Origin of the sequence: Nocardioides sp. NBC_00368 (genome assembly GCF_036090055.1) — a bacterium.
GTDB lineage: Bacteria > Actinomycetota > Actinomycetes > Propionibacteriales > Nocardioidaceae > Nocardioides.
Genome location: NZ_CP107970.1, coordinates 2641929 through 2667967, shown reverse-complemented (window position 1 = coordinate 2667967; position 26039 = coordinate 2641929). Strand labels below are relative to the sequence as shown.

Genomic DNA, 26039 nt, shown 5'->3' with positions numbered 1-26039 from the left:
CGGGCTGCGGAGTTACGGGCCGCCGGGTCCCGGGGCCGGATCGGCCGCGTCGTGCTCGTGGATCCAGGCGAGATGGCGCTCGTACGCATCGGGCGACCCGAGCCGCTTGTTGCGGGCCTGGGCGCGCGGACCGTCGGGGAGGTGGAGGACGTCGGCGGCAGCCACCGAGGCTGCCTGGATCCGGCGGGTGCGGTCGCGGCGGCGTAGCTCGTAGGTCGTGCGGGCGCGGTCCCAGTCCTCGTCGGAGGCGAGGCAGTCGGCGAGGACGATGGCGTCCTCGATCGCCTGGGCCGCCCCCTGGGCGTGGTGGGGGAGGATCAGGTGGGCGGCGTCGCCGAGCAGCGTGACCCGGCCGCGCGACCAGGTGGTCAGGGGCGGCCGGTGGAAGAGGCCCCAGCGCTCGGAGGCCGTCGCCGCGGAGATCATCTGGACGACGGCCGGATGCCAGCCGGCATAGGCGTGAACGTGCTCGTCCGGGTCGGCCGGCCACGACCACGAGTCCGGCGCCCAGGGTCCCAGCTGGCGCTTGACCAGCAGGAACGCGTGATCGCCGTCGCCCACCGGATGATGCATGAGGTGGCCGTCGGCTCCCGTCCACAGCTGCAGGCGGCCGGGGTCGGGGATCAGCGTGAGCTGCGAGCGCGGGACGATGCCGCGCCAGGCCATGCATCCGGAGAACTGGGCGTCGTCGTAGCCGACGACGTGCTCGCGCAGGATCGATCCGGCGCCGTCGGCGCCGATGACGAGGTCGGCCTCGACCGGCTCGCCTCCGGCGAGCTCCAGCGTCGCGGGTCCGTCGCCGTCGTCGGTGATGCCGACCAGACGGTGGCCGAGCCGGAGCCCTTCGGTGCCGAGCGCCTCGCTCAGGAGAGCCTGCAGGTCCGCGTGGCGGATGCCGTAGCAGGGCGCGCCGCAGCGGGCGGCGTACTCCGCGGCCGAGAGCACCCGGCCGATCGCGGCACCGGTGTGGCCGTCGCGCCAGACCAGGCCGTCGACGCTCGCCGATGCCTCCCCGAGGCGGGGCTCGAGGCCGAGGCGCTCCAGCAGCCTGGTCGCGTTGGCGGTGAGCAGGACGGCGTCGCCGGTCGGGTGCGGGTCGGTCGCGGCCTCGTACACCTCGACCTCGATGTCCCGGCGTCGCAGCTCGAGGGCGAGGGTCAGGCCCCCGATGCCGGCGCCGACGACGGTGACCCGCCGGGCCCGACGGTCCCGGCGTAAAGCTGCCCGAGCGATCCGGCTGACTGACATCGCACGCTCCTTCGGGAGATTACGTTCGAAACGTACCTCAGGGCCCGGTGTGCGCGTGGATGGTTACGAGAACGTCATTTGACGTCGAGCGTCTGGTCCTTGCCGATGTCGCTGGTCTCGATGGGGCCGAGGCCGAGAAGATCCAGGGCCAGGTTGCCGAGATCGGCGTTGCGTACGGGCTGCGGGCCCTCGTAGCCGGGGCGGTCCTTGCCCGGATCGCGGTAGTCGTCGGCGTTGAGGTCGTAGAGATCCGCGCCGGCGCCGGCGTCGGGACCCCACACGATGAACGGGATCCGGTAGTTCTCGTAGACCTTCTCGGAGTGGTTCGTGATGCCGGGCTTGAAGCCGTGGTCAGCGGTGAGGATGACGTCGAGGTCCTGCTTCAGACCGGGGTCGGCGTCGATGACGTCGAGGAGCTCGCCGACCTGCGCGTCGGACTCCTCCACGGCGTCCAGGTACTCCGGCGACATCCCGCCCGACTTGTGGCCGACGACGTCGGGAAGCGAGAGATGTACGAAGGTGAGGTCCCGCTGCTCCTCGGCCAGGTCCTCGGCCGCCTCCGGGACGAGCTTGTCGTGGTCGTCGATCGGCACGTACAGATCGATGTCGTCCTCCCAGGCCCGCTGCCACAGCTCGAACTTCTGCTTGGTCACGAAGACGCCGGTGCTGAGCCCGGCCTCATGGGCCACGGTGAACACCGACTCTTCGACCGGCGCGATCGACCTCGACGGGTCGCCGACGTTCCAGGTGACGCCGTGGCCGCCGTCGTCGGCTGCGATCGGGTCGCCGGTGACCATGCCGGTGTGGTTGGGCAGGGTGATGTTCTTCTCGTAGGCCGTGCGGGCGTTGAGGGTCGAGGCACCCTCGTCGATCAGCCGGTGGATGTTCGGCGTCTTCGCCGGGCCGAGCTTCGCCAGCGCATCCGGGTTCAGCCCGTCGATCGAGATCGCGAGCACCTTCCGGTCGGCCTGGGCGGGCTCCCGCTCCGCTCGGTCGCCGCCGTCGCCGTCACGGCCGGGCAGCGCGGTGAACGCGACGACGAGCACGACGACGACGAAGATGCCGACGGAGACGAGAGGGAAGAGGCGACGCACCGGCACACCCTAAGTGAACCCGATGACACCCCGGGCGAACGCTCAGCGAATGTCTAGTGACTGAGTTGAGTTCAGCGTGCTGCCGGGGATCGGGCCCAGGCCGAGCAGGTCGAGGGCCAGGTTGCCGAGGTCTCCGTTGCGGATCGGCTGCTCGCCGGCGTACGTCGGCCGCGTCGTTCCCGGCGCGCGGTAGTCGGGGTTGAGCCGGTAGAGGGAGGCGCCGCGGGCGACGCCGGGACCCCACACGACGAACGGGATCCGGTAGTTGGCGTAGCGGTGGACGCTGTGATCGGTGGCGGTCGCCCTGAAGCCGTGGTCGGCGGTGAGGACGACGTACGTCGAGCCCTTCAGCGCGCTCGAGGAGTCGATGGCCCTCAGCAGCCTGCCGATGCGGGCATCGGTGCGGATCACCGAGGCGCGGTAGGCCGCGCTCATCCCGCCGTCGCGGTGGCCGTAGTGGTCGGGGGAGCCGAGGTGGACGAAGGTGAAGGCGCGCTTGTTCTTCACCAGGTCGGCCGCCGCCCGCTCGACCAGGTCGGCGTCGCCGTCGACGACGAACCGGTCGATCGAGGTCCACGACCGGTCGAAGAGGCCGAACTTCGACTTCGAGGCGAACAGGGCGCTGCTCCGGCCGGCCGACCCGACCTGGCTGAAGACCGACGAGACCTGATGCCCGGCGGCCTCCTGCACCGTCATCCAGGGGCGGTCGTCGTTCCAGGTGACACCGTGGCCGTGCGCGGACCGGGTGATCCGGCGGCCGGTGACCATGGAGGTGTGGTTGGGCAGAGTGACGTTCTGCTCGTACTCGCTGCGCGCCTCACGGGTCGAGGCGCCGCCACGCATCAGCCGGTAGAGGTTGGGCAGGTGGCCCGGGCCGAGCCTCTCGATCGCGGTCACGCTGAGCCCGTCGACGGAGATCGCCAGCACGCGCTTCGTGGTGGCCGCTTCCGCGGGCCGCCCGGGCAGCTCGACGACCGCGAAGGTGACGCTCAGCAACGCGAACAGGACCGTCAGCACCAGCGAGCGCCGCGAAATCGTCATATCCGGACGTTAACCGCTCTGATTCACCCCGATCATGAACGTGAGATGTATCTCGGGTATGTCTCGAGTGACCCCCAGCACTGCGAATACGCGGCGTTTGGGCCTAGCCTTGACGATCGTGCAGTCCGTCTCGTCCGTGGGTTCGCCCTCGCCCCTGGGTTCAGCCCAGCCCGACCGCGACGCCCCGATCGGGATCTTCGACTCGGGCTTCGGCGGTCTCACCGTGGCCCGGTCGGTGATCGACCAGCTCGCCCACGAGTCGATCCTGTACGTCGGCGACACCGCCCGCGCCCCCTACGGTCCCAAGCCGATCGCCGAGGTGCGCGAGTACGCCCTGGAGTGCCTCGACCATCTCGTCGAGCAGGGGGTGAAGGCCCTGGTGATCGCGTGCAACTCCGCCTCGGCGGCGATGCTGCGCGACGCCCGCGAGCGCTACAAGCCGCTGCCGGTCGTCGAGGTGATCCTGCCGGCGACGCGTCGCGCCGTCGCGGCCTCCCGCACCGGTCGCATCGGGGTCATCTGCACCCACGCGACCGCCGAGTCGATGGCCTACGACGACGCCTTCGCCGCGGCGCCCCACGTCTCGCTGCACACCCGGGCGTGCCCCCAGTTCGTGCCGTTCGTCGAGGCCGGCGTCACCGGCGGCGAGGAGCTCCTGGCCGCCGCGCACGAGTATCTGGACCCGCTGACCAGCGCCGGGGTCGACACGCTGATCCTCGGGTGCACCCACTATCCCCTCCTGACTGGTGTGATCTCCTATGTGATGGGCGACAACGTGACGCTGGTCAGCAGCGCCGAGGAGTCGGCGAAGGACGTCTACCGCGTCCTGGCCGAGAACGACCTCATGCGCGAGGGCGGCGAGCCGACCTACACGTTCCTCACCACCGGCAACCCCGCCGAGTTCAAGGCGATCGGCGCCCGCTTCCTGGGCCCGGAGCTCGCGGCGGCCCAGCAGTTCGCCGGAGGGATGGGATGACCTCCGGGATGCGGCTGACGATCATCGGGTGCTCGGGCTCCTATCCCGGGCCCGACAGCCCCGCCTCGTGCTATCTCGTCGAGGCCGACGACTCCGAGGGACGCACCTGGCGGATCGTGCTCGACATGGGCAACGGCGCGCTCGGGGTGCTGCAGCGCTACGTCGACCCGCTCTTGATCGACGCGGTCCTGCTCTCCCACCTGCACGCCGACCACTGCGTCGACATGACCTCCTACTACGTGCTCCGCAAGTGGCACCCGACCGGCCCGCAGCCGCCCATCCCGGTCTACGGTCCCAAGGGCACCGGGCGGCGGCTGGCGAAGGCCTACGACCTGCCCAAGCGCCCCGGGATGCGCGAGGAGTTCGCGTTCTCGACCTACACCGGGCCGATCCATCTCGGTCCGTTCACGATCGTCCCGACGGCCGTGGAGCATCCGGTCGATGCGTACGGGCTGCGGATCGAGGCGAACGGCAAGATCCTCGCCTACAGCGGCGACACCGCCGAGACCGAGGCGCTCCTCGACATCGCCACCGACGCCGACCTGTTCCTGTGCGAGGCGGCCTTCCGCGACGGCGTCGAGAACCCTCCCGGGGTGCACATCACCGGCGTCCATGCGGGGGAGTACGCCACCAAGGCGCATGTGAAGAAGCTGGTCGTCACTCACGTCCCGCCCTGGCACGACTCCGCCGACGCGCTCCGCGAGGCGCGGTCTGCGTACGAGGGGCCGACGGAGCTGGCGGCGACGGGGGCCGTCTATGAGGTTTGAGGTCGGGGTCGGGATACCCGGTCAACCGGGTATCCCTGCACTTCTCAGGCGTTGCAACACCCGAGAAGTGCAAGAACAACCCGAGCGGTGTGACCCGTGTGGCCGATGAGGTGAGCGACTCAGACCAGGCCGGCGTCGTGCACGGTGATCGCGATCTGGACGCGGTTGGTGGCGCCTAGCTTGTCGAAGAGGCGCGAGACGTGCGCCTTGACGGTCGGGATCGAGAGGTAGAGCTCCTTGGCGATCTCGGCGTTGCTCAGCCCGCGTCCGACGGCGAGCGCGACCTCGTGCTCACGCTCGGTGAGCGCCTCGAGGCGCCGGCCGGCGGCAGCGGCGCGGTCGCCCGTGGGCTCGGCGCGGAGCCTGGTGATCAGGGTGCGGGTGGCCTTGGGGGAGAGGATCGGCTCACCCGCCGCGACCGCGCGGATCGCCGCGACGATCTCGGGCGGCGGGGTGTCCTTGAGGAGGAACCCCTCGGCGCCCGCGGCGAGCGCGTCCACGACGTACTCGTCGGCGCCGAACGTGGTCAGCACGATCACCCGCGGTGGCTTCGCCTCGGTCAGCACCCGGCGGGTCGCGTCCAGCCCGTTGATCCGGGGCATCCGGATGTCCATCAGCACCACGTCAGGGGCGGACGTACGCACCAGGGCGAGTGCCTCCTGGCCGTCGGTCGCCTCGCCGACGACCTCGATGTCGGCCTGGCCGCCTAGCATCAGCCCGAGGGCCGAGCGCACGAGCGGGTCGTCGTCGACGATCCCGACCTTGATCTTGACCGGAGTCTCTGGGCTGGTCCCTGGGCTGCTCACTGGCCCCACGGTAGCCATGCTTCGAGGATGAAGACATCCTTTTCCGTACGGTGCGTGAGGCGTCCGCCCGCGAGGTCCACGCGTTCGGTGAGCCCGACCAGACCGAGGCCGGCACCCGGAGTGTTCGAGTCGAAGCCGAGCCGGTTGCGCAGGCGCACGTCGATGCCGTGCTCCTCGGACCCGCTCAGCGCGACCTCCAGCAGGGCTCCCGGGGCATGCTTGCGGGCGTTGGTGATGCCCTCCTGCACGACCCGGTAGATCGACCGCCCGACCGCCTCCGGCGGCGAGCCCTCGACGTCGTCCTCGAAGGTGATGTTCATGCCGCCCGTGCGGGCCTCCTCGACGAGGCGGCCGAGATCTGCGTACGTCGGCTGGGGCGCGGTCTCGGGGTCCTCGCCGTTGCCGCGGAGCACGCCGAGCACGGTCCGGAGGTCCTCGAGGGCCCGATGGGCGCCGTCGCGGATGGTGCCGACCTCGCCCCGGATCTGGTCGGCCGAGAGGTCCTCGCGGTAGGCGAGCGCCCCGGCCTGCATGGAGATGTGGGAGATGCGGTGGGCGAGCACGTCGTGCATCTCGCGGGCGATCCGCCGGCGCTCGGTCTCGCGGGCCTGGGAGACGCGCAGCGACTGCTCGGCCTCGGCCGTCTCGGCGCGCAGCCGGAGGGTGGCGATGAGCTCGCGCCGCGAGCCGATGTACATGCCCCAGGCAACCATCGCGGCGATGATCACCACGTTGGCGCCGAGGTTGAAGCCCCACAACGGGATGCCGGGGATCTCCTCGGTGGGGGTGGTCTCCATCACCGCGAACCAGAACATGCCTGCGGCGACGTTGAGCAGGGAGATCGGGATGATCTCGCGCCAGCGGCGCCGGGTCGCCAACGAGACCAGAGCGAGGCTCGACGCTCCGGCGGAGAGGATCGAGAACCCTCCGGCGACGATGGTGAACGTGGCGATCGCCACCGGCCAACGGCGGCGCCAGAAGACCAGGACCATGCAGAGGACACCGAGGCCGAGGTCGAGCAGGAAGCGCCACTCCGGCCAGCCGTCGGTGCTGGATATCAAGGCGATGGCGCTGATCCCCAGCGCAAGGAGATACCGCCACACGTGCCCCCACAGGCTCAGGCGTGGCTGATAGACCTCGGGTGACGGTTGCTGCACGGCGTACACGCTAGTCAACCGAGGGCGGGGAGACAGGATCCCGTGGTCGGGACCGGCCCCATACTTTTGTCGGGTTGCAGGTCATCCGTATGTCCGATGCAGTCCGCGCCGGAAGCACGGCAGGATGTGGGCCATGATCAAAGTCGAAGGACTGACGAGGGTCTATGGGACCTTCACCGCGGTCGACGACGTGTCGTTCACCGCCGAGGCCGGCAAAGTCACCGGCTTCCTCGGCCCGAACGGCGCGGGCAAGTCGACCACCATGCGCATCATGGTCGGCCTGACCAATCCCACCAAGGGTCGGGCAACGATCGACGGCAGCCTCTATGCCGATCTCCCCAACCCGGGCCGCCACGTCGGTGTGCTGCTCGACGCCAGCGCCCAGCACGACGGCCGCACCGGCCGTGAGGTGCTCACGCTCGCCGCGATGACGATGGGCCTGCCCAAGTCGCGCGTCGACGAGATGCTCGAGCTGGTCTCGCTGACGCCGTCGGAGGCCAAGCGCCGGATCAAGAACTACTCCCTGGGTATGAAGCAGCGCCTCGGCATCGCGCACGCGCTGATCGGTGACCCCAAGGTGCTGATCCTGGACGAGCCCGCCAACGGTCTCGACCCGGCAGGCATCCGGTGGATGCGTGGACTGCTGAAGGAGTACGCCGACCGCGGCGGCACCGTTCTGCTCTCCTCGCACCTGCTGCACGAGGTCGAGCAGATCGCCGACGAGCTGATCCTCATCGGCAACGGCCGCATCGTGGCCGAGGGCACCAAGGACACCATCCTCGCCAGCCAGGGCACCGCCGGCCAGTCGCTGGTCACCTCCCTGGACAACGAGGCGCTCACCGTCGCGCTCAAGGCCAAGGGCTACAGCGTCGAGCCGCTCGGCACCGGCATGCGCGTCTCGGCCGCACCGGCCGAGGTGGGCAAGGCCGCGCTGGAGTCCAACGTCGTGCTCACCGACCTGCGTGACGGCGGCGCCGGCCTCGAGGACATCTTCCTGCAGCTCACCGCCGAGACCCAGCGCGAGAGCACCACCCAGATCCACGCCGAAGGAGTCTCCGCATGAGCGCCGTATCCGTAGCGCCTTCCACCCCGCTCCCGGCGGTGACCAAGGTGCCCTTCGGCCGGCTCCTGCTGGTCGAGTGGCGCAAGATGACCGACACCCGGGCCGGTCGTGCCCTGCTGATCATCTCGGCGGGCATGCTGCTCCTGGCCATGGGCATCGTGGTCCTGGTGGCCGCGCTCAACGACAACTTCTCGCTCGGGCTCTCGGCCTGGTCCTCGATCCTGACGATCCCGCTCTCGCTGCTCACCCCGGTGCTGGCGATCATCATCGTCACCCAGGAGTGGGGCCAGCGCACCAACATGGTGACCTTCAGCCTGGAGCCGAGCCGGCTTCGGGTGATGGCGGCCAAGCTGGTCGCGGTCGTCGCGTTCGCCCTCGCGCTGATCGCGGTCGCGCTGCTGTGCGGCATCGTCGGCAACGCCCTTGCCGCGGCCGTCGGCGGCTACGACGCGAGCTGGTCCATCGACGGCCAGGTCCTGGGCTGGTCCATCGCGCAGCAGCTGCTCTACTTCGTGAGCGCCTTCGGCATCGCGATGTGCCTGCTCAGCACGCCGTTCTCGATCGTGGTCGTCTACGTCGACCAGCTGCTCCTGCCGCTGATGGTCTGGTCCACGCTCTACTTCATCTTCGACTGGGCCGCCGACCTGATCCCGTTCGTCGACATGGGCTACGCGATGGCCCCGTTCATGGGCGCCGGCGGCATGATGCCGGACGGGACGCAGCTTCCCGACCCGGGCACGCAGGAGGTGCTCGCGCTCATCTGCAGCATCTTCCTGTGGGTGGTCGTCCCGGTCGTGCTGGGTGCCTACCGGGTGCTCAAGTCCGAGGTGAAGTAGTTCACCGGACTGTTCGCGACACGACACGCGGGGGTGGGTGCTTCGGCACCCACCCCCGTCACCGTTGTCGGACGTGGGCACCTACCTGCGTTATGCGGCGCTGGGCGACAGCGCCACCGTTGGGCTCGGCGACCCGACTGTCGAGGGTTGGCGAGGATGGGCCCGGCTGCTCGCCGAGGCTCTGGGACAGACGTACGACATCTCCTTCTGCAACACTGCGGTGATCGGCTCGACCTCGACCGTGGTGGTCGAGCAGCAGCTCGCCGACGCGGTGGCGCACCGGCCGGACGTGGCCTCGCTGATCGTCGGGGTCAACGACGTGATGCGCTCGACGTGGGACACGACGAGACTCCGGAACGACCTGATGACCTGCGCCGACGCGCTCACGAGCCAGGGTGCGCTGCTGATGACGGCGCGCTTCCACGACCACTCGGTGATGTGGCCGATGCCGGGCTGGATGAAGCGGTCGATCCAGCGGCGTACGGCCGATCTCAACGCCATCTGGGACGAGGTCCATGCCACCTACGGTGGCCTGCGGCTCGACCTGGGAGCGGTCCCCGACCTGCACGAGCGGCGCTTCTGGGCCGCCGACCGGCTGCATCCCTCCGAGCTCGGCCACCGGCGGATGGCCCGTGCGTTCGGGGAGCAGCTGGTGGCGTACGGCTTCTCCTTCGAGCCGCCCTCGCTGGAGCCGGGCGGTGGGCTGCCGACCAGCTGGCGCCAGGATCTGGCCTGGATGGCCGGTGAGGGCGTGCCGTGGATGGGGCGGCGGGCGCGGGATCTGGGGCCGTGGGTCGTGCGCCGGGCCTGGGCGCGACCCAGCGGTGAACCCGAGCGGGAGACCGTTGCATAGGGTGGGCTCGTGACCACACGAGCTGACGGGCGCGCCGACGACGAGCTGCGCCCCATCAAGATCACCCGCAACTGGCTCGACCACGCAGCCGGTTCCGTCCTCATCGAGTTCGGCAAGACCCGCGTCCTGTGCGCCGCCTCGGCCTCCGAGGGTGTGCCGCGCTGGCGCAAGGGCTCCGGGCTGGGCTGGGTGACGGCGGAGTACGCGATGCTGCCGGCCTCCACCCACGAGCGCTCCTCGCGCGAGTCGGTGAAGGGCAAGATCGGCGGACGTACGCACGAGATCTCCCGCCTGGTCGGGCGCTCGCTGCGCGCCGTCATCGACTACAAGGCGCTGGGCGAGAACACCATCAACATCGACTGCGACGTGCTGCAGGCCGACGGTGGCACGCGCACGGCGGCGATCACCGGCGCCTATGTCGCGCTCGCCGACGCGGTGGCCTCGCTGGGCGTCTCGAAGGCGCTGACCGGCTCCGTCGCCGCGATCTCGGTCGGGATCATCGATGGTGTTCCGCGCCTCGACCTGCCCTACGAGGAGGACGTCCGCGCCGAGACCGACATGAACATCGTGATGACCGGCGAGGGCAAGTTCGTCGAGGTGCAGGGCACCGCCGAGGGCATCGCCTTCGACCGCACCGAGCTCGACGCGCTGCTGGCGCTGGGCGAGAAGGGCTGCGCCGACCTGACCAAGCTGCAGGAGGCCGCACTTGCCGGCTGAGCCCAAGAACGAGCCCAAGAACGAGCCCAGCATCCACGTCGCCTCGCGCAACGCCAAGAAGCTGGGGGAGATGTTCCGGATCCTCTCGCCGCTGGTGCCCGGGGTCTCGGTCGTCGGCCTCGACGACGTCACCCACTACGACGAGCCGGTGGAGGACGCGCCCGACTTCGAGGGCAACGCGTTGATCAAGGCCAGGGCCGGGTTCAAGGCGACCGGGCTGCCGACGGTCGCCGACGACTCGGGTCTCTGCGTCGACGCGCTCAACGGGATGCCCGGCGTGCTCTCGGCCCGCTGGGGCGGTCCCCCGAAGTCGGACGAGCGCAACAACGAGCTGCTGCTCGCTCAGCTCTCCGACGTCCCCGACGAGCGCCGCGGCGCCCACTTCGCGTGCGCGATCGCCTTCGTATCGGACGCCGGCGAGATCGTCGTCGAGGGACGCATGGACGGCCGGATCATCCGCGAGGTCCGCGGTGAGGGCGGTTTCGGCTACGACGTCCTGTTCGTCGCGGTCGACACCGAGGACGGACGTACGTCGGCCGAGCTGTCGATCGAGGAGAAGGACGCCATCTCCCACCGTGGCCGTGCGCTGCGCGAGATCGCCCCGCAGATCGCCTCCGTGCTCGATTGATCGTGGACGCTTGACCGAGGTAACTCGGGCAGGTGGGTGGATGCTCACCGAGGTAACTCGGTCGGGGATCACTGCCTTCGTGGAACTCCATGAAGGGAGCAGTTGCTCGCCGAGGTAACTCGGTCAGCATCCACCGCCGTCGCGCTGGCCCCGAAGCCCATACGTCGATCCGCGAGCGCCACAGTTCACTAGCCTCTGCCCGTGGCCACCTTCGACGAACAGCACCGCCAGCGCGATCACCAGGTCCGGCTGGACTGGGGACCGGTGGGCGCCGAGGCGATCGGGCCCGCTGACATCGCCGTCGTGGTGGATGTGTTGTCGTTCACCACGACGCTGACCGTCGCCGTCGAGCAAGGGATCGAGGTCTTCCCGTTCAGATGGCTGGACGACCGGGCGGAGGCGTACGCCCGTGAGAACGACGCGGTCCTCGCGGTCCAGCGGCAGGACGCCGGGCCTGGACAGCCATCGCTGTCGCCCGCGTCGCTGCGGCACGCCGAGAACGTCCAACGCCTCGTGCTGCCTTCACCGAACGGCTCGACGATCAGCACCCTGCTCGCAGAGAGCGGCGCCACGGTCGTCGGCGCCTCGCTCCGCAACCGCGCCGCCGTCGCCGAGTGGCTGGCTCCCCGCCGCGCCGCCGGGGCCACCATCGGGTTCGTCGCGTCGGGGGAGCGCTGGCCGGACGGCACGCTCCGGCCGGCGGTCGAGGACCTCTGGGGCGCCGGGGCCGTCCTCGACGCCCTCGACCCGGACGACCTCTCGCCCGAGGCCGCTGCGGCGCGCGACGCGTTCCGCGCCGCCGACCTTCCCGCCGCGCTCCATGCCTGCGCGAGCGGCCGGGAGCTGAGCGCGAAGGGCTACGGCGACGACGTGGACGTCGCGGCCCAGTTGGACACCGCGTCCGTCGTACCGCTTCTCGACACCGGGTCGTTCCGAGCGGTCACCGATCCGTGCTGAGGCGGCCCTCCAGCCCGATCTGCCAGTCGAAGAGCCCCTGCTCGACCAGCATTGTGAGCAGGGCCTTGTCGAGGCCGGTCGCGATCGCGACGCCGATGAGGACCAGGACGACGCCGAGCACCTTGTGGAACGGGCCCTCGGGGTCGATCGCCCACCGGAGCCGGGCGAGCAGCGCCCGGCCGCCCACCATGACCGCGGCCAGCAGCAGCGTCAGGCCGGCGACGTACGCGATCAGGTAGCCGAGTCCGCGCAACGGCTCGGCAGGCAGGATCGCCGCCACGATCAGCGCGTACGTCGGGCTGCAGGCGCTGAAGACCGGCCCCATGCTCGCACCGAGGAGGACGTCACCGCCGATCCCGCCGCGAGTGCTCGCCCGGGCCAGGCGCTCCTGGGCGCGAGAGCCGAAGCCGAGGCGGTACGCCACCGCGTCCCACAGCCGGGGCCAGATCATCACCACGCCGAAGAGCGCCACGATCACGCCGGAGACGACGCTCCAGAACCGGGGCGGCACGTCGATCAGCAGGGTCGTCGACTTCAGCACGACGCTGAACACGATGACCGAGACGCCGAGCGCGGCCACCGCGACCCATGGCCGCCGCTCGCCGGTCCCGCGGGAAAGGATCACTGGCACGAACGCCACCACGCACGGCGCGAGCACCGAGAGCGCTCCGGCGAGGAACGACGCGAGCAGGAGCGTCACTGGGTGTTCTCGAGGATGGCGTCGACCGACTTGTCCTGGCCGTAGCCCGACCAGAGCTTGACCCGGGCACCCGAGGCGTCGACGCGCACGAAGGTCGACTGGATCGTCACCCCGTACTTCTTGCGGAGGTCGGTCGCGGAGTCGTAGTCGACCTTGAGGATCTGTGCGCCCTCAGGCACCTCGCCACTCTTGATCGCCTCCTCGAACCCGCGGCACTCCGGGCACCACGGCGCATGGAAGAAGAGGATCGTGTCGGTGTAGCACTCCTCGGCGACGGCCGCCTCGGAGTAGTCGGCGTAGCGTCCCGTTGCCTCGCACGAAGGGGATGAGCCGTCCCCGACGGCGGGCGAGGTGGGCGGCGTGCTTGCGCTGATGGTGGGCGATGCGGAGTCATCGGCGGTCTCCGCTGAGCCGCAGCCGACGGTCACCGCGCAGAGGATGGTCAACAGGGCCAGGATTCGGGTGCTCACAGGCATGGGTTCGGAGCGTACGTCTTTCCGGACTGGTGTGTGCATCGACCTCATTGAAGAGCGGCGGTGAGGCGCAGCACGTTGTCGACGTACGCCGCGACCCTCGGCCGCGCGAGCCACTCCTCGAGCAGCAGCTCGCGGGAGATGGCCCGGTAGCTGTCCTCGACCTTCCGCAGCTGCGCCACCGGGTCGCCGTCGAAGAGCATCAGCGAGACCTCGTAGTTGAGGGCGAAGGAACGCATGTCCATGTTGCTCGAGCCGAGCACGGCGACTTCGTCGTCGATGCTGAAGTGCTTGGAGTGCAGCACGGCCGGCTTGGGGTAGAGATAGATGCGCACCCCGGCCTCCAGCAGCGCCTCGTAGTAGGAGCGCTGCGCGTGGTAGACCATGAACTGCTCCTTGCCCTCGCTGACGAACAGCTCGACCTCGACGCCACGGCGGGCGGCCGTGGTCACGGCGTACAACAGCGACTCGTCCGGCACGAAGTAGGGGCTGGTGATCGAGATCCGCTTCTTGGCGGCGTACATGAGATGGGTGAAGGCGCGCAGGTTGTTCTCGGCGTCGACACCCGGTCCGCTGGGCACGATCTGTCCGGTCACGTCACCGGCGCGCGGGGCGGGGGCGGCCAGCTCGGACCGCAGCAGCTCCCCGGTCTCGGTGTCCCAGTCGCTGGCGAACACGACGTTCAGCGCGGTCACCAGCGGACCCTCGATCCGGGCGTTCAGCTCGACCCACTCCCGGCCGGCCCGATGGTTCTTGGGCTTGTTGTAGCCGGGCTCGATGAGGTTCTGCGAGCCGGTGAAGGCGACGCGGCCGTCGACGACCAGGAGCTTGCGGTGGTTGCGCAGGTCGGGACGGCGGATCTGGCCACGCAGGGGGTTGATGGGGAGCAGCGGGTGCCAGTCGATGTCGGAGGCGTCGAGCCGCTTCTTGAGCGCGCGCCAGACCGGGATGCCGCGCGAGCCCAGGTGGTCGAGGAGCAGCCGCACCCGCACCCCACGGGCCGCGGCCCGGTCGAGAGCGTCGAAGAACGGCTCGGTGACGTGGTCGCAGGCAGTGATGTAGAACTGCGCGTGCACGTAGCTCTCGGCCTGGTCCACCGCCACCGTCATCGCCTCGACGGAGGCGGTGTAGTCGTCGATCAGATCGACCCGGTTCCCCGGCCTGGCAGGCAGTGAGCCGAGCCGCTCGTTCAGCTGGATCGTCGCCGCGTCGACCTCGGAGATCGTCTTCGGGTGCGGCGCCCTGGGCAGGCCGCGCACGTACTCGGTCACCTCGTCGTTGAGGGCCCGCTGACGGGCATGCCGCCGTCGGTCCAGCCGGGTCTGACCGAGCAGCAGGTAGCCGATCAGGCCGACTCCCGGGATGAAGAAGATGGCCAGCAGCCACGCCATCGCGCTGCTCGGGCGTCGGTTCTTCGGCACCACCCCGAGCGCGACCACCTTCACCAGCACGTCGATGACGTAGATCGACGTGCTCGTCACTTCCCCCGCATTCATGCGGCTCAGCATGCACCACCGCCACTCGTGTGGGAATCTTCTGACATGGTCCGACTCTTCCCCGCCGCCCGCCGTGCCATCGCCGCCGAGCAGGCCTCGCCGCCGGTCTGGGAGGTCGACGTCGCTGCCCAGCGCACCGAGGCCCGCAAGCTGGCCGCGGCCGAGGCGAAGGAGGAGGTCGCAGAGGTCACCGGGATCGACGCCGACGGGGTTCCGTGCCGGCTCTACACCCCCGAGGACGTACGCGAGGGGCTGATCGTCCACCTCCACGGCGGTGGCTTCGTCTTCAACGACGTCGAGGTCCACGACGCCGCGTGCCGGCGGCTGGCCAACCGGAGCGGGCTGCGGGTGCTGTCGGTCGACTACCGTAGGCCTCCCGAGGACCCCTATCCCGCGGCCCCCGACGACGTCGACACGGTCGTCAAGTGGCTGGCCAACGACCCGCTGCTGAGCACCCTGCCGGCCTACGTCCACGGCGACAGCGCCGGCGGCAACCTCGCCCTGGTCGCGGCGCTGCGCAACCCCGGCGTCTTCGGCGCGATGGTGCTCGTCTACCCGTTCCTCGACCCGTCGATGAGCACCCCGGGCTACTCGATGGAGGACGGCTGGAACGAGGAGGCGGCCTGGTACTGGAAGCAGTACGCCGCGACCGAGGCCGACCTCCGCAACCCCGACCTCGGCCCCTACCTCGCCTCCGACGAGGAGCTCCGCGGCCTGCCGCGGACCCTGATCGTCAGCGCCGAGGGCGACATCCTCACCGACGAGAACGAGGACTTCGCGCTGCGGCTCGCCGACCTCGGCGTCGAGGTGGTCGCCTTCCGTGCGGTCGGGCAGATCCACGGCTTCTGGCGCCACGGCAAGACGTTCCCCGCCGCGGAGTCGGTGATGGCGATGACCGCCGCCTTCCTGAACCAGCACAGCGTGAGGGGACGCCCGTGACCGAGCCCTACGACGTCACCGAGACCAGGGCCGCCTACGACACCGTCTCCAAGGCCTACGCCGAGATCGTGGACCCGTCCGTCACCGAGACCTCCTTCGACGCCGGCGTGCTCGACACCTTCGCCACCTACGTACGCAACGACGGTGGCGGCCTGGTCGGCGACATCGGCTGCGGACCCGGGCGGATCACCGCCTACCTGGCCGAGCGTGGGCTGGACGTCTTCGGGGTCGACCTGTCGACCGGGATGATCGCCCAGGCCATGGAGCGGCATCCGGCGCTCAGGTTCGAGGTCGGCGACATGGCGCGCCTGCCGCTCCGCGACGGTGAGCTCGCCGGTGTGCTGGCGTGGTACTCGCTCATCCACACCCCGCCCTCGCGCCGTCCCGACGTCATCGCCGAGCTCGCCCGGGTCACCCGGCGCGGCGGCCGGTTCGTCACCGCGTTCCAGGTCGGCGACGAGCACGTACGCCACATCGGCGCTTACGGCCACGACGTCACCTTCGACGGCTACCGCCTCCCCGTCGAGGCGACCAGCGCGCTGCTCGAGGAGGCGGGTTTCGAGGTCACCGCGACCGTGGTCCGCTCCGCCGAGGACTGGGAGCGGACCCCGCAGGCCTATCTCGTCGCGCGCCGGCGCTGACCGGATCCACTGACCGGATAGGTTGCGCCCATGACGCCGCAGCCCTACCACGTACCCCGCTTCTTCCTTCGCCAGAAGGTCACGCCCTTCGCCAACAAGTACGTCGCCCAGGCCGCCAACCCCGACGGCTCCGAGGGGCAGGTGCTCGCCTTCGCGCAGCAGAAGCGGCTGGCGTTCAAGGAGCAGGTCACGTTCTACGCCGACGAGTCGAAGTCGCAGGCCGTCTTCGCGTTCAAGGCGCGCGCGGTGATGGACCTCAACGCGGGCTACGACGTCACCGACGCGAGCGGTGCCGCGCTGGGCTTCTTCCGCAAGGACTTCGGCAAGAGCCTGCTGCGCTCGACCTTCCACGTCGAGGGCCCGGGCTACTCCGGCACCGGTCAGGAGCGCAACCAGCTGGTGGCCATCCTGCGTCGCTTCACCGAGCTCGACTTCCTGCCGATCCACTTCGACTACGTGTCCTCCGAGGGTCAGCCGCTGATCTCCATCGAGCGCCGCTTCGCCTTCCGCGACAAGTACACGGTCACCGTCCACGACCCTCGCGTCGACTTCCGCGTCGCCGCCGCCGTCGCGGTCGCGATGGACGCGTTGATGCAGCGCTGATCTCGTCGGCTCAGGGCCGGTCCGCCGGGTCCAGATGTCGGCGGACCAGGCCGAGCAGCTTCCGGTGGGTGTCGGCGTCGGCTGCCGCGATCATCCCGCGGCCGGTGTGGATCGGGTCGCCGTTGAGGTCGGTGACGACGCAGCCCGCTGCCTGGCACAGCGCGATCCCCGCGGTGAAGTGGACGCTGCCCTCGAGGTGGCCGTCGGTGACGTACGCCGCCCGCCGGCCGGCCGCGACCCAGGCCACCGCGAGCGTCGAGGACATCACCCGCGGCCCGAACTCGGCGCGCAGGCGTGGGTCGGCGACGAGCTGCCCGCCGACGAACGGCCGGTCGAGCGGGCCGTCGCACTGGATGTCGACGAGCCTGGTGCGCGGCGTCGGGGTGAGGACGGTGTCGCCGCCGCCCTTGCGGATGCGGGCCGAGACCCCGTCGGTCCAGAAGATCTCCTCGCTGATCGGGTCGGCCGAGACCGCCGCCGTGACGCCGTCGGGCGTCACCAGCGCGACGTTCACCGCGGCCAGCGGGGTCTGGGCGGCATAGTTGAGGGTCCCGCAGAGCGGGTCCACCAGCCACCTCCGCTCGCTGTCGCCGGTGCGACCGGTCTCCTCGCCCTCGAAGGCGTCCTCGGGCCGGTAGGTCGCGATCGTCTCCCGGATCGCCTTCTCCGAGGCGATGTCCGCCTCGGTCGCGAAGTCGGTCGGCGACTTGTCGAAATGGCTCAGGTCGGTGCCGTACATCTCCCGGACGACCGCCGCCCCCGCCGTGGCCGCGGCGATCGCGACCGCCTCGTCCGGGAACGCCGCCCGGAAGGCGTCGATCGCCGGGTCCGGGGCCTCCTCCGGCTCGTCGCCGATGAAGACCGCGACCACCTCGGCCTCGGGGTCCTCGGTCAGCGCGGGCAGGATCCGGTCGCGCCAGCTCCACAGGTTGGGGTGATCGTAGTCGACGTACGCCTCCGCCGGGGAGATCAGCTCGATCGCCCTCTCGAGCTGCTCCCTCGTCAGCCGGTACGCCGCTGTCCCGCTCGTGTGCCCGACCACCGTTGCGATCACCACCGCCGGGAGGCGGTGGCCATAGGCGTTGACCAGCGGGAAGTGCTCCGGCTCGTGGCCGGTCGCCGTCGACGGGCGCAGACCCACGCCGTGGGCGTTCGGGGGAGCCCAGCCATCGATGGCCGTCTCGAACCTGGTTCGTGCCGCGAGGATCTCGTCCATCGTCTTCCACTGGTCCACGGTGGGGGAATCTATCGGTGGGCTCGGCTTTCGGGGACTGTATTTCGTGGTGGGAGCAACGGGTGAGAGAGGATGGGCGCATGCGCGTCCACATCGGCTGTGACCACGCCGGTCTCGAACTGAAGTCCCACCTGATCAACCGTCTGACGGAGCTCGGCTACGAGCCTGTCGACCACGGCCCGTTCGTCTACGACGCACTCGACGACTACCCGGTCTTCTGCATCCGGGCGGCCGAGGGTGTGGCTCGTGACCGGGAGAAGGGGCTCGACAGCCTCGGGGTCGTGATCGGGGGCTCGGGCAACGGTGAGCAGATGGCGGCCAACAAGGTGACCGGTATCCGCTGCGCGCTCGCCTGGAGCGAGGAGACCGCCAAGCTCGCCCGCGACCACAACGACGCCCAGGTCGTCGCGGTCGGTGGCCGGATGCACAGCCTGGAGGACATGACGAAGTTCGTCGAGATCTTCCTGGCGGAGCCGTTCAGCGAGGACGAGCGGCACGTACGCCGCATCGACCAGCTCCACGCCTACGACGCCGACGGCGTGCGCCCGCCGCTTCCGGACTCGGCCAAGGGCCTGGGGCCGGCCGAGGACCAGGACTGATCCGGGGATGCCCGAGGGGCACACGCTCCACCGCCTCGCGCTCGACCTGAGCGACGCCTTCGCCGGTGAGCAGGTCCGGGTCAGCAGCCCGCAGGGCCGGTTCGCCGACTCCGCCGCGCTCCTCGACGGTCAGGTCGTCACCGGCGCGGAGGCGTGGGGCAAGCAGCTGTTCCTCGAGTTCCCGGGAGAGCAGTACGTCCACATCCACCTCGGCCTCTACGGCAAGCTCGACCTCAAGCCGCACACGGGCGAGCCGCCGCTCCCGGTCGGCCAGGTTCGCCTGAGGGTGGTCTCGACAAGCCCGACCCGCGAGGGCGGGACCTACGCCGACCTGCGCGGCGCCACCACCTGCAACCTGGTCACCGCGGCCCAGCGCGATGCGGTGGTCGCGAGGCTCGGGCCCGACCCGCTGCGCGACGACGCCGACCCGAGCCGGGCATGGCTGCGGATCAGCCGGAGCCGTACGACCATCGGGGCGCTGCTGATGGACCAGTCGGTCCTGGCCGGGGTCGGCAACGTCTACCGGGCCGAGGTGCTCTTCCGGCACCGGATCGACCCGATGCGACCCGGCAACACCCTGCGCAGGCAGCAGTGGGACGCGATCTGGGACGACCTGGTCGAGCTGATGAAGGACGGCGTCGAGAAAAACCGGATCGACACCGTACGCGACGAGCACACGCCCGAGGCGATGGGCCGTCCGCCGCGCAAGGACGACCACGGCGGCGAGGTCTACGTCTACCGCCGCAACGGCCAGCCCTGCCTGGTGTGCGGCACGAGCGTACGCACCACCGAGCTGCAGCAGCGCAACCTGTTCTGGTGCCCGAAGTGCCAGCGCGCCTACCGGCCCCGGACGACTGTGAAGAAGTAGCCCGCACTACGCTCCGGCCTGCGAGAACGACCACGCAGCCCCCACCTCGAGACCTAGAGTGAGGCCATGTCGAGCCATGCCTTCGCAGACCGCTTGCGGAGCAGTGCGATCCGCCGCAGGTTCCGTGACCCGGAACTGCGCGCGGTGCTGTGGCTCGGGCTGCTCACCATCGTCCTGACGGTGCTCGCGGCGGCCCAGGTGGGCTGGCTGCAGGTGGTCCCGGTGGCGGTCCTCACGGTGCCGTTGCTGCTCGGCGCGGTGCTGCTCGGGCCGCGTACGTTGAGCTGGTTCGTCGTCTTCGTGATGGTGATGATCGTGGTCGCCGCCAGCCGGCTCACGCTCTCCGACCGGGACGCCGCCGCGATCGGGGTGCACTTCCTGCTCGGTGCGATCGTGCTGTTCGTCGCGATGCGCCGCACCTACCTCGGGGTGGGCGGACTGAGCGACGAGCTGATGCTGCTCGACCTGACCCACAAGCTCGACCAGGGTGCGATCCCGCCGATGCCCTCCGGATGGCTCGCCGACTCGGCGGTCCTGCCCGCGGGCGGCACCCGGTTCGCCGGTGACTTCGTGGTGGCCGCACGGGTGGGCGAAAGGCTCGAGGTCGTGGTCGTCGACGTCTCCGGCAAGGGGGAGCGGGCCGGCACCCGGGCGCTCCAGCTCTCCGGTGCGTTCGGCGGGCTCCTCGGCGCCGTCGCGCCGGCCGAGTTCCTCCCCGCCGCCAACCGCTACCTGCTGCGGCAGGACTGGCAGGAGGGCTTCGCCACCGCGGTCTACCTCTCGATCGACCTCGGCAACGGCGCCTACGAGATCCGCACTGCTGGTCACCCGCCCGCCCTCGTACGCCGCGCCTCCACCGGTCGCTGGGAGGAGGCCGAGAGCAACGGTCCCGTGCTCGGCCTCATCGACGACGTCGACTTCGACGCGTGCGAGGGTGTTCTCGGCGTGGGCGACATGGTCATGCTCTACACCGACGGCGTGGTGGAGGCGCGGGGCGTCGATCTCGAGCACGGCATCGGCAACCTGGTCGCCACCGCCGACCATCTGGCCGTCACCGGACGAGGCGGGGGAGCCCGTCGTCTGCTCGAGGGACTGAGCGCCAGCTCCGACGATCGGGCCCTGGTCGCGGTCGGAAGACGGTGACGTAAACCGGTCAGTAGGGGAGCCGGTTACAGGTGTGAGCCAGATCTATGGCAGGATTTCGCGGGTCGCACGAGGGCACTGGCTCTCGCGTGCGCGGATGTAGCTCAATGGTAGAGCCTCAGTCTTCCAAACTGATTACGCGGGTTCGATTCCCGTCATCCGCTCCAAGTGCCATTCCCGCTGATTGGGGAGGGGCCCTTGACGGGGCGTAGCGTAGTGGCTAGCGCGCCTGCTTTGGGAGCAGGAGACCGCAGGTTCGAGTCCTGTCGCCCCGACATCTCCCCTGAAGATCCATGCCCCTGCACGCGACATCATTCTCAGAAACAAACGACAGGAGACACCCTGTGAAGAGCGCCGTCGAGACGTTGAGCCCGACCCGGGCCAAGCTGACCGTCGAGGTGCCCTTCGAGGAGCTCAAGCCGAGCCTCGACGCGGCGTACAAGCAGATCGCCCAGCAGATCAACGTCCCCGGCTTCCGCCGTGGCAAGGTCCCGCCCCAGGTGATCGACAAGCAGGTCGGCCGCGGTGCGGTGCTCTCCGAGGCGGTCAACAACGTCCTCCCGCAGAAGTACTTCGACGCCCTCCAGGAGAACTCGCTCGAGCCGCTCGCGCAGCCCGAGATCGAGGTCACCAAGCTCGAGGACAACGAGGCGCTGGAGTTCACCGCCGAGGTCGACGTCAAGCCCGAGATCACGCTGCCCGACTACGAGGGCATCGAGGCCAAGGTCGAAGACATCGAGCTCACCGACGCTGACGTCGAGGAGCAGATCCAGGCGATGCGCGAGCGCTTCGGCACCCTCAAGGACGTCGAGCGCGCCGCCGCCGACGGCGACTTCGTGGTCATCGACCTGAAGGCCACCAAGGACGGCGAGGACGTCGACGGCGCCGAGGCCGTCGGGATGAGCTACCAGGTCGGCAAGGGCGGCATGCTCGACGGCCTCGACGAGGCCATCACCGGTCTCTCGGCCGGCGAGTCCAAGGACTTCAAGAGCACCCTCGTCGGCGGTGAGCTGATCGGCCAGGAGGTCGACGTCAACGTCACCGTCAACCAGGTCCAGGAGCAGGAGCTCCCGGCCTACGACGACGACTTCGCCCAGCTCGCCAGCGAGTTCGACACCGTCAAGGAGCTCGAGGAGGACGTCCGCGGCCGCCTCGGCAACGGCAAGCGCCTCGAGCAGGCCGCCGCCGCCCGTGACGCCGTGCTGGAGGCGCTCCTGGAGATGGTCGAGGTCCCGCTGCCGGAGACCATCGTGACCGAGGAGCTCAACGCCCGCCGCCAGGGTATCGAGCAGCAGCTCGGCTTCGCCGGCCTGACCTTCGACAAGTACCTCGAGGACGAGGGCCAGACGATCGAGGAGTTCGAGGCCGACCTCGAGCGCCGGGTCCGTGACGCCGTCGCCGCTCAGCTGATCCTCGACCAGATCGCCAAGGAGAAGGAGATCGGGGTCGAGCAGCAGGAGCTGACCGAGCACATGATGCGCCGTGCGCAGCAGTCCGGCCAGGACCCGCAGGAGTTCGTCAACCACATGCTCGAGCACAACCACGTGCCCGAGCTCGTCCAGGAGATCCTGCGCGGCAAGGCGCTGGCCCAGCTGGTCGAGGCCGCCACGGTCACCGACGAGTCCGGCAACCACGTCGAGCTGAAGAACCTCCGTCCCGACGGCACCATCGGCGAGGACGAGCCCGAGGCCGAGGCGACCGACGAGGTCTCCGAGGACGCCGAGAAGGCTGACGCCTGATCTGCTTCAGACGTACGCCGCCCCTGCCCGATCCGGGCAGGGGCGGTCTCGTTTTCGCGCTACTGCGCGTCGAAGTTGTCGGTCGGGTCGCCGGAGACCTCCAGGTGCTTGGCCGCACAGTCGGTCTTCGACAGGCCCTGCTCGACACACCACTCCAGTGCGGGCCCGGAGGTGTCGCTGGGCGAGGGCACGACGATGGCGTACATCCCCGGCTTCACGTACGAGCTCGGCCACTCGCCGGTGTCGAGGAGAAGTACGTCGGGGTGGTCGGTCTTGATCTGCTGGTAGCGGCTCAGCGCCCTGTGCCAGTCGGCATCACCGCCGTCGCCGGCGCCGACGGCCGCGAGCTGCGGGATCCAGGTGCCGATGAGCTTGCTGGCGGCCTCGGTGTCGAGCCGGGAGATGCGCAGCAGCTGGTGCTCCGGAGGCGCGTCCGGGTCCACCGAGGGCCCGCTCGAGGGCTCGCTCGACGGGTCGGCGCCGGTCGGGTTGGTGGACGGGTCCGCCTCGGACTGCGAAGTGCCCGGTCCGTCCTTGCCGAAGACGAAGCCGAGCACGCCGGCGACGATCACCAGGACGGCGATCATCACCAGGATCGGAGCGGTGCGGCCGCTGCCGCGCGGCGGAGCCGGTGGGGGTTCGTCACCGAAGAAGAACGTGCGCGTGCTGCGGGGCACGGCCGTCTCGTCGCCGATCTCGTCCACGAAGAGCGGCCGGTGCTGCTCCGGAGGAGCCAGCAGGGAGGCACCGCACGCGATGCAGTAGATGGCCCCGGGCAGCTGCGGATCGCCGCACGACGGGCAGCGTGGCTCCTTCTCGTCGCTCACGGACCGACACCCCCTTCCCCATCCGACGGTAACCCGTGAAGACCGCCATCGTCACGCAACACCAGTAACAACAGCATCACAGACACCATACGCGTGAGTGAACGCAAACGTACGGGATGCGGGTACGGGCATGTGATCTGAGACACAGAGAAGCCGTTCGGGTGGCACAGCTGGGCCTGTCGCCGGCGCGAAGGCCCTACGCTTCGAGGGTGACCTCCAGCCCCGAGACCGTCCGCGCCGTGGTCCTCAACGTCGAGGACGCCCCGGTCGACCCCGAAGCCGCGGAGCAGCTCGACCGCGGCCAGGGCAAGGTGGCCGGCCTGGTCGGCCTCGCCAAGCTCGCCTGGCGCATCACGGCCTTCGCACGGCGCCCGTTCGCGGCCCCCTTCGCGCTCGCGGCACCGATCGTCCGCGGTGTCGTCAACACCGACTCGGGTCCCGCCGTCGCGGTCCGCCACGACGGCCGGATGGTCAGCCCGCGGGAGTGGGCGGCTGCTCAGCGGCAGACCGGGACGAGCCCCCGTGTCCTCGTCCTGGTCCCACCGGCGGGCAAGGACGAGAGCGTCTGGGTCGAGGGCTCGCAGGCCACCGGCGCGACGTACGCCGACCGGCTGGCCGACCTGCTCGGCTGGATGCCGCTGCACATGCACGTGACCGCCGGAAGCACGTCGGTGCCCGCCGCGGTGGCGCTCAGCAGCCGGATCCAGGAGTGCGTCGACGCCCTGCCCGGGACGCCGCGCATCGTCCTGGTCGGCTACGCGGGCGGTGGTCTGATCGCCCGCAACGCGCTCGGGGTGGCCACCTCCGGGACCCGGCCGTGGACGACGTACGTCTCCGAGCTGATCGCCCTCGGCACGACCCCCTACGCCGTCACCTCCGTGCCGATCTCCGGTGGTGTCGGCAAGCAGATCGACGAGCACCTCGCCGGGATCGCCGTGGTCGGAGCCGACGAGGCGATGCTGCCGCCGCGCCCGGACGTGGACTACCTGCTGGTCACCGACAACGCCACCTCGCGGCCCAACCGGGTCGGCCGTCTCTTCGGGGAGATGCTGTGGTGGCGGCACAAGACGCCGCTGCGGTCGCGCCGCGTGCGCGACCTGTTCCCGACGGCGGAGCGCTTCACGCTCTCGACCGCCGAGACACCGTTGTCCAACCACCCGGCGGTCCACGACGCCCTGCTGCGCTGGCTGGCCTGAGCCCAGGTCGAGCGAATACGCCGTCGGCGAACATTGGCACACCAGCCGTGGAACAACTGGCTGTGGCGGCTAGTGTCGATCCTGTGAACATCGACTCCAGCGCGGCTGACGCTCACGCCGGTGCCCCAGGGCTCTCCCCGAGCCTGGGCGGCAACGGCGGCGGTCTGAGCCTTCTCGACGACAACATCTACAACCGACTGCTGCGGGAGCGCATCGTCTTCCTCGGCTCCGAGGTCCGCGACCAGAACGCCAACGCGATCTGCGCGCAGCTCCTGCTGCTCTCCGCGGAGGACCCCGAGGCCGACATCTTCCTTCACATCAACTCGCCCGGTGGCTCGGTGGATGCCGGTATGGCCATCTACGACACCATGAACTACATCCCCAACGACGTGGCCACCGTCGGCATGGGCCTGGCCGCCTCGATGGGCCAGTTCCTGCTCTGCGCCGGCGCGAAGGGCAAGCGCTACGCGCTGCCCCACGCGCGGATCATGATGCACCAGCCCTCCTCGGGCATGGGTGGTTCGGCCTCGGACATCAAGATCCAGGCCCAGCAGTCCCTGCACATCAAGAAGGTGCTGCTGGAGCTGATCAGCGAGCACACCGGCCAGAGTGTCGAGCAGGTCACCGTCGACGCCGACCGTGACCGCTGGTTCACCGCTGCCGAGGCGCTCGACTACGGCCTGGTCGACCAGGTCATCAAGAGCGCGAAGGAAGCCTCCGACGAGGGCCGCCCCGCCCACAAGAAGGACTGAGGACATGAACTACTACATCCCGCAGTGGGAGGAGCGTACGTCCTACGGCGTCCGCCGGATCGACCCCTACGCCAAGCTCTTCGAGGACCGGATCATCTACCTGGGCACCCCGATCAGCGACGATGTCGCCAACGCGGTCATCGCCCAGCTGCTCTGCCTGCAGTCGATGAACCCGGACCAGGACATCTCGATCTACATCAACAGCCCGGGTGGCTCGTTCACGGCCTGCACCGCGATCTACGACACGATGCAGTTCATCAAGCCGGACGTGCAGACCGTCTGCATCGGCCAGGCCGCCTCGGCCGCCGCGATCCTGCTCGGCGCGGGCGCCAAGGGGAAGCGGATGGCACTGCCCAACAGCCGCATCCTGATCCACCAGCCCTACACCGAGGGCACCTTCGGCCAGACCTCCGACATCGAGATCCAGGCCAACGAGATCCTGCGGATGCGTGAGCTGCTCGAGAAGATGATCGCCGACCACAGCGGCAAGTCGATGGACGAGGTCAGCCACGACATCGAGCGCGACAAGATCCTCACCGCCGCGCAGGCGGTGGAGTACGGCCTGATCGACTCGGTGCTCGAGTCGCTCAAGACGCCGGCGCTCGTTTGACCCTCGGGCCCCGCGCCGCTCCCACATCGAAGGCGCGGCGCGGGGTACCGTCAGTAACTATTCGGACCTAGCAGCA

The 26039-nt window shown here is 69.9% G+C and carries 28 protein-coding genes and 2 tRNA genes; 20 read left to right on the top strand and 10 right to left on the bottom strand.

From position 1 onward, the window contains the following. Window positions 1-12: 12 nt before the first annotated feature. The 3 genes from OG984_RS12675 to OG984_RS12665 all read right to left on the bottom strand — a co-directional run bounded on the left by OG984_RS12675 (window position 13) and on the right by OG984_RS12665 (window position 3383). Entirely contained in the window at window positions 13-1248 is a 1236-nt protein-coding gene (locus tag OG984_RS12675; protein WP_328531918.1) for an FAD-dependent monooxygenase, read from the bottom strand. A 74-nt stretch (window positions 1249-1322) separates the two neighbouring features. Then, the gene (locus tag OG984_RS12670; protein WP_328531917.1) at window positions 1323-2342 is read right to left on the bottom strand and encodes an alkaline phosphatase family protein; all 1020 of its coding nucleotides are present in this window, start codon (window positions 2340-2342) and stop codon (window positions 1323-1325) included. A 42-nt stretch (window positions 2343-2384) separates the two neighbouring features. After that, window positions 2385-3383 carry an alkaline phosphatase family protein gene (locus OG984_RS12665; protein ID WP_328531916.1) on the bottom strand — a complete coding sequence of 333 codons (999 nt, stop codon included), beginning with the start codon at window positions 3381-3383 and terminating at the stop codon, window positions 2385-2387. Window positions 3384-3501: 118 nt separating this feature from the next. On the opposite strand from OG984_RS12665, the gene murI reads away from it, so the two are divergent. Together murI and OG984_RS12655 are read left to right on the top strand one after the other, a co-directional pair. Further along, window positions 3502-4359 carry a glutamate racemase gene (gene murI / locus OG984_RS12660; RefSeq protein WP_328531915.1) on the top strand — a complete coding sequence of 286 codons (858 nt, stop codon included), beginning with the start codon at window positions 3502-3504 and terminating at the stop codon, window positions 4357-4359. Further along, entirely contained in the window at window positions 4356-5126 is a 771-nt protein-coding gene (locus OG984_RS12655; protein ID WP_328531914.1) for an MBL fold metallo-hydrolase, read from the top strand. The genes murI and OG984_RS12655 overlap by 4 nt, the downstream gene beginning before the upstream one ends. A 119-nt stretch (window positions 5127-5245) precedes the next feature. Here the strand turns inward: OG984_RS12655 and OG984_RS12650 are convergent, their stop codons facing one another. Both OG984_RS12650 and OG984_RS12645 read right to left on the bottom strand, forming a co-directional pair. Then, window positions 5246-5932, bottom strand: coding sequence for a response regulator transcription factor (locus tag OG984_RS12650; RefSeq protein WP_328531913.1), 687 nt, complete (start codon window positions 5930-5932; stop codon window positions 5246-5248). Next, a complete protein-coding gene (locus tag OG984_RS12645) occupies window positions 5929-7089 on the bottom strand; it encodes a sensor histidine kinase (RefSeq protein WP_328531912.1) in 1161 nt (386 codons plus the stop codon). The genes OG984_RS12650 and OG984_RS12645 overlap by 4 nt, the downstream gene beginning before the upstream one ends. Before the next feature lie 133 nt (window positions 7090-7222). Here OG984_RS12645 and OG984_RS12640 point away from each other — a divergent pair, with 133 nt between their 5' ends. The 6 genes from OG984_RS12640 (at window position 7223) to OG984_RS12615 (ending at window position 12143) form a co-directional block, all read left to right on the top strand. Beyond that, window positions 7223-8152 (top strand): ABC transporter ATP-binding protein, encoded by a 930-nt coding sequence (locus tag OG984_RS12640; protein WP_008358607.1) that lies wholly within the window; start codon window positions 7223-7225, stop codon window positions 8150-8152. Continuing rightward, window positions 8149-8988 carry a hypothetical protein gene (locus tag OG984_RS12635; RefSeq protein ID WP_328531911.1) on the top strand — a complete coding sequence of 280 codons (840 nt, stop codon included), beginning with the start codon at window positions 8149-8151 and terminating at the stop codon, window positions 8986-8988. The genes OG984_RS12640 and OG984_RS12635 overlap by 4 nt, the downstream gene beginning before the upstream one ends. A 73-nt stretch (window positions 8989-9061) precedes the next feature. Beyond that, entirely contained in the window at window positions 9062-9841 is a 780-nt protein-coding gene (locus OG984_RS12630) for an SGNH/GDSL hydrolase family protein (RefSeq protein WP_328531910.1), read from the top strand. A gap of 9 nt (window positions 9842-9850) precedes the next feature. Further along, entirely contained in the window at window positions 9851-10558 is a 708-nt protein-coding gene (rph, locus tag OG984_RS12625) for a ribonuclease PH (protein WP_328531909.1), read from the top strand. Continuing rightward, window positions 10548-11186 (top strand): RdgB/HAM1 family non-canonical purine NTP pyrophosphatase, encoded by a 639-nt coding sequence (rdgB, locus tag OG984_RS12620; RefSeq protein ID WP_328531908.1) that lies wholly within the window; start codon window positions 10548-10550, stop codon window positions 11184-11186. Before rph ends, rdgB begins: the two co-directional genes overlap by 11 nt. Before the next feature lie 201 nt (window positions 11187-11387). Continuing rightward, window positions 11388-12143, top strand: coding sequence for a 2-phosphosulfolactate phosphatase (locus OG984_RS12615; protein ID WP_328531907.1), 756 nt, complete (start codon window positions 11388-11390; stop codon window positions 12141-12143). Here the strand turns inward: OG984_RS12615 and OG984_RS12610 are convergent. Genes OG984_RS12610 through cls form a run of 3 tightly spaced genes read right to left on the bottom strand, consistent with a single transcriptional unit; the run spans window position 12127 to window position 14812 of the window. Next, entirely contained in the window at window positions 12127-12843 is a 717-nt protein-coding gene (locus OG984_RS12610) for a cytochrome c biogenesis CcdA family protein (protein ID WP_328531906.1), read from the bottom strand. The genes OG984_RS12615 and OG984_RS12610 overlap by 17 nt on opposite strands. Beyond that, window positions 12840-13319: a thioredoxin gene (locus OG984_RS12605; RefSeq protein ID WP_328531905.1), complete on the bottom strand. Its 480-nt coding sequence runs from the start codon at window positions 13317-13319 to the stop codon at window positions 12840-12842. Before OG984_RS12605 ends, OG984_RS12610 begins: the two co-directional genes overlap by 4 nt. Before the next feature lie 44 nt (window positions 13320-13363). Beyond that, on the bottom strand, window positions 13364-14812 hold the full coding sequence (gene cls / locus OG984_RS12600) for a cardiolipin synthase (RefSeq protein WP_328531904.1): 1449 nt from the start codon (window positions 14810-14812) through the stop codon (window positions 13364-13366). Window positions 14813-14857: 45 nt separating this feature from the next. On the opposite strand from cls, the gene OG984_RS12595 reads away from it, so the two are divergent. Genes OG984_RS12595 through OG984_RS12585 form a run of 3 tightly spaced genes read left to right on the top strand, consistent with a single transcriptional unit; the run spans window position 14858 to window position 16995 of the window. After that, entirely contained in the window at window positions 14858-15751 is an 894-nt protein-coding gene (locus tag OG984_RS12595) for an alpha/beta hydrolase (RefSeq protein ID WP_328531903.1), read from the top strand. After that, window positions 15748-16392 carry a class I SAM-dependent methyltransferase gene (locus tag OG984_RS12590; protein WP_328531902.1) on the top strand — a complete coding sequence of 215 codons (645 nt, stop codon included), beginning with the start codon at window positions 15748-15750 and terminating at the stop codon, window positions 16390-16392. The genes OG984_RS12595 and OG984_RS12590 overlap by 4 nt, the downstream gene beginning before the upstream one ends. A gap of 30 nt (window positions 16393-16422) precedes the next feature. Further along, window positions 16423-16995, top strand: a complete 573-nt coding sequence (locus OG984_RS12585; protein WP_328531901.1) for a hypothetical protein — start codon at window positions 16423-16425, stop codon at window positions 16993-16995. A 10-nt stretch (window positions 16996-17005) separates the two neighbouring features. Here OG984_RS12585 and OG984_RS12580 read toward each other — a convergent pair whose 3' ends face one another. Then, entirely contained in the window at window positions 17006-18229 is a 1224-nt protein-coding gene (locus OG984_RS12580; RefSeq protein ID WP_328531900.1) for an inositol monophosphatase family protein, read from the bottom strand. Window positions 18230-18309: 80 nt separating this feature from the next. Between OG984_RS12580 and OG984_RS12575 the strand changes: the two genes are divergently transcribed. The 6 genes from OG984_RS12575 to tig all read left to right on the top strand — a co-directional run bounded on the left by OG984_RS12575 (window position 18310) and on the right by tig (window position 22578). After that, entirely contained in the window at window positions 18310-18828 is a 519-nt protein-coding gene (locus OG984_RS12575) for a ribose-5-phosphate isomerase (protein ID WP_328531899.1), read from the top strand. 7 nt (window positions 18829-18835) lie between these two features. Beyond that, window positions 18836-19696: an Fpg/Nei family DNA glycosylase gene (locus OG984_RS12570; protein WP_328531898.1), complete on the top strand. Its 861-nt coding sequence runs from the start codon at window positions 18836-18838 to the stop codon at window positions 19694-19696. Between the two features lie 66 nt (window positions 19697-19762). After that, window positions 19763-20839: a PP2C family protein-serine/threonine phosphatase gene (locus OG984_RS12565; RefSeq protein ID WP_328531897.1), complete on the top strand. Its 1077-nt coding sequence runs from the start codon at window positions 19763-19765 to the stop codon at window positions 20837-20839. A 93-nt stretch (window positions 20840-20932) separates the two neighbouring features. Next, window positions 20933-21006 (top strand) — tRNA-Gly (locus OG984_RS12560). Between the two features lie 35 nt (window positions 21007-21041). After that, window positions 21042-21114, top strand: a tRNA-Pro gene (locus OG984_RS12555). A gap of 69 nt (window positions 21115-21183) precedes the next feature. Further along, the gene (tig, locus tag OG984_RS12550) at window positions 21184-22578 is read left to right on the top strand and encodes a trigger factor (protein ID WP_328531896.1); all 1395 of its coding nucleotides are present in this window, start codon (window positions 21184-21186) and stop codon (window positions 22576-22578) included. A 59-nt stretch (window positions 22579-22637) separates the two neighbouring features. On the opposite strand, the gene OG984_RS12545 is transcribed toward tig, so the two are convergent. Then, window positions 22638-23405, bottom strand: coding sequence for a zinc ribbon domain-containing protein (locus OG984_RS12545; RefSeq protein WP_328531895.1), 768 nt, complete (start codon window positions 23403-23405; stop codon window positions 22638-22640). Between the two features lie 209 nt (window positions 23406-23614). Between OG984_RS12545 and OG984_RS12540 the strand changes: the two genes are divergently transcribed. The 3 genes from OG984_RS12540 to OG984_RS12530 all read left to right on the top strand — a co-directional run bounded on the left by OG984_RS12540 (window position 23615) and on the right by OG984_RS12530 (window position 25963). Then, window positions 23615-24601 (top strand): hypothetical protein, encoded by a 987-nt coding sequence (locus OG984_RS12540; RefSeq protein WP_328531894.1) that lies wholly within the window; start codon window positions 23615-23617, stop codon window positions 24599-24601. 89 nt (window positions 24602-24690) lie between these two features. Continuing rightward, a complete protein-coding gene (locus OG984_RS12535) occupies window positions 24691-25353 on the top strand; it encodes an ATP-dependent Clp protease proteolytic subunit (protein ID WP_143055042.1) in 663 nt (220 codons plus the stop codon). A 4-nt stretch (window positions 25354-25357) separates the two neighbouring features. Beyond that, a complete protein-coding gene (locus OG984_RS12530) occupies window positions 25358-25963 on the top strand; it encodes an ATP-dependent Clp protease proteolytic subunit (RefSeq protein ID WP_008358568.1) in 606 nt (201 codons plus the stop codon). Window positions 25964-26039 lie beyond the last annotated feature (76 nt).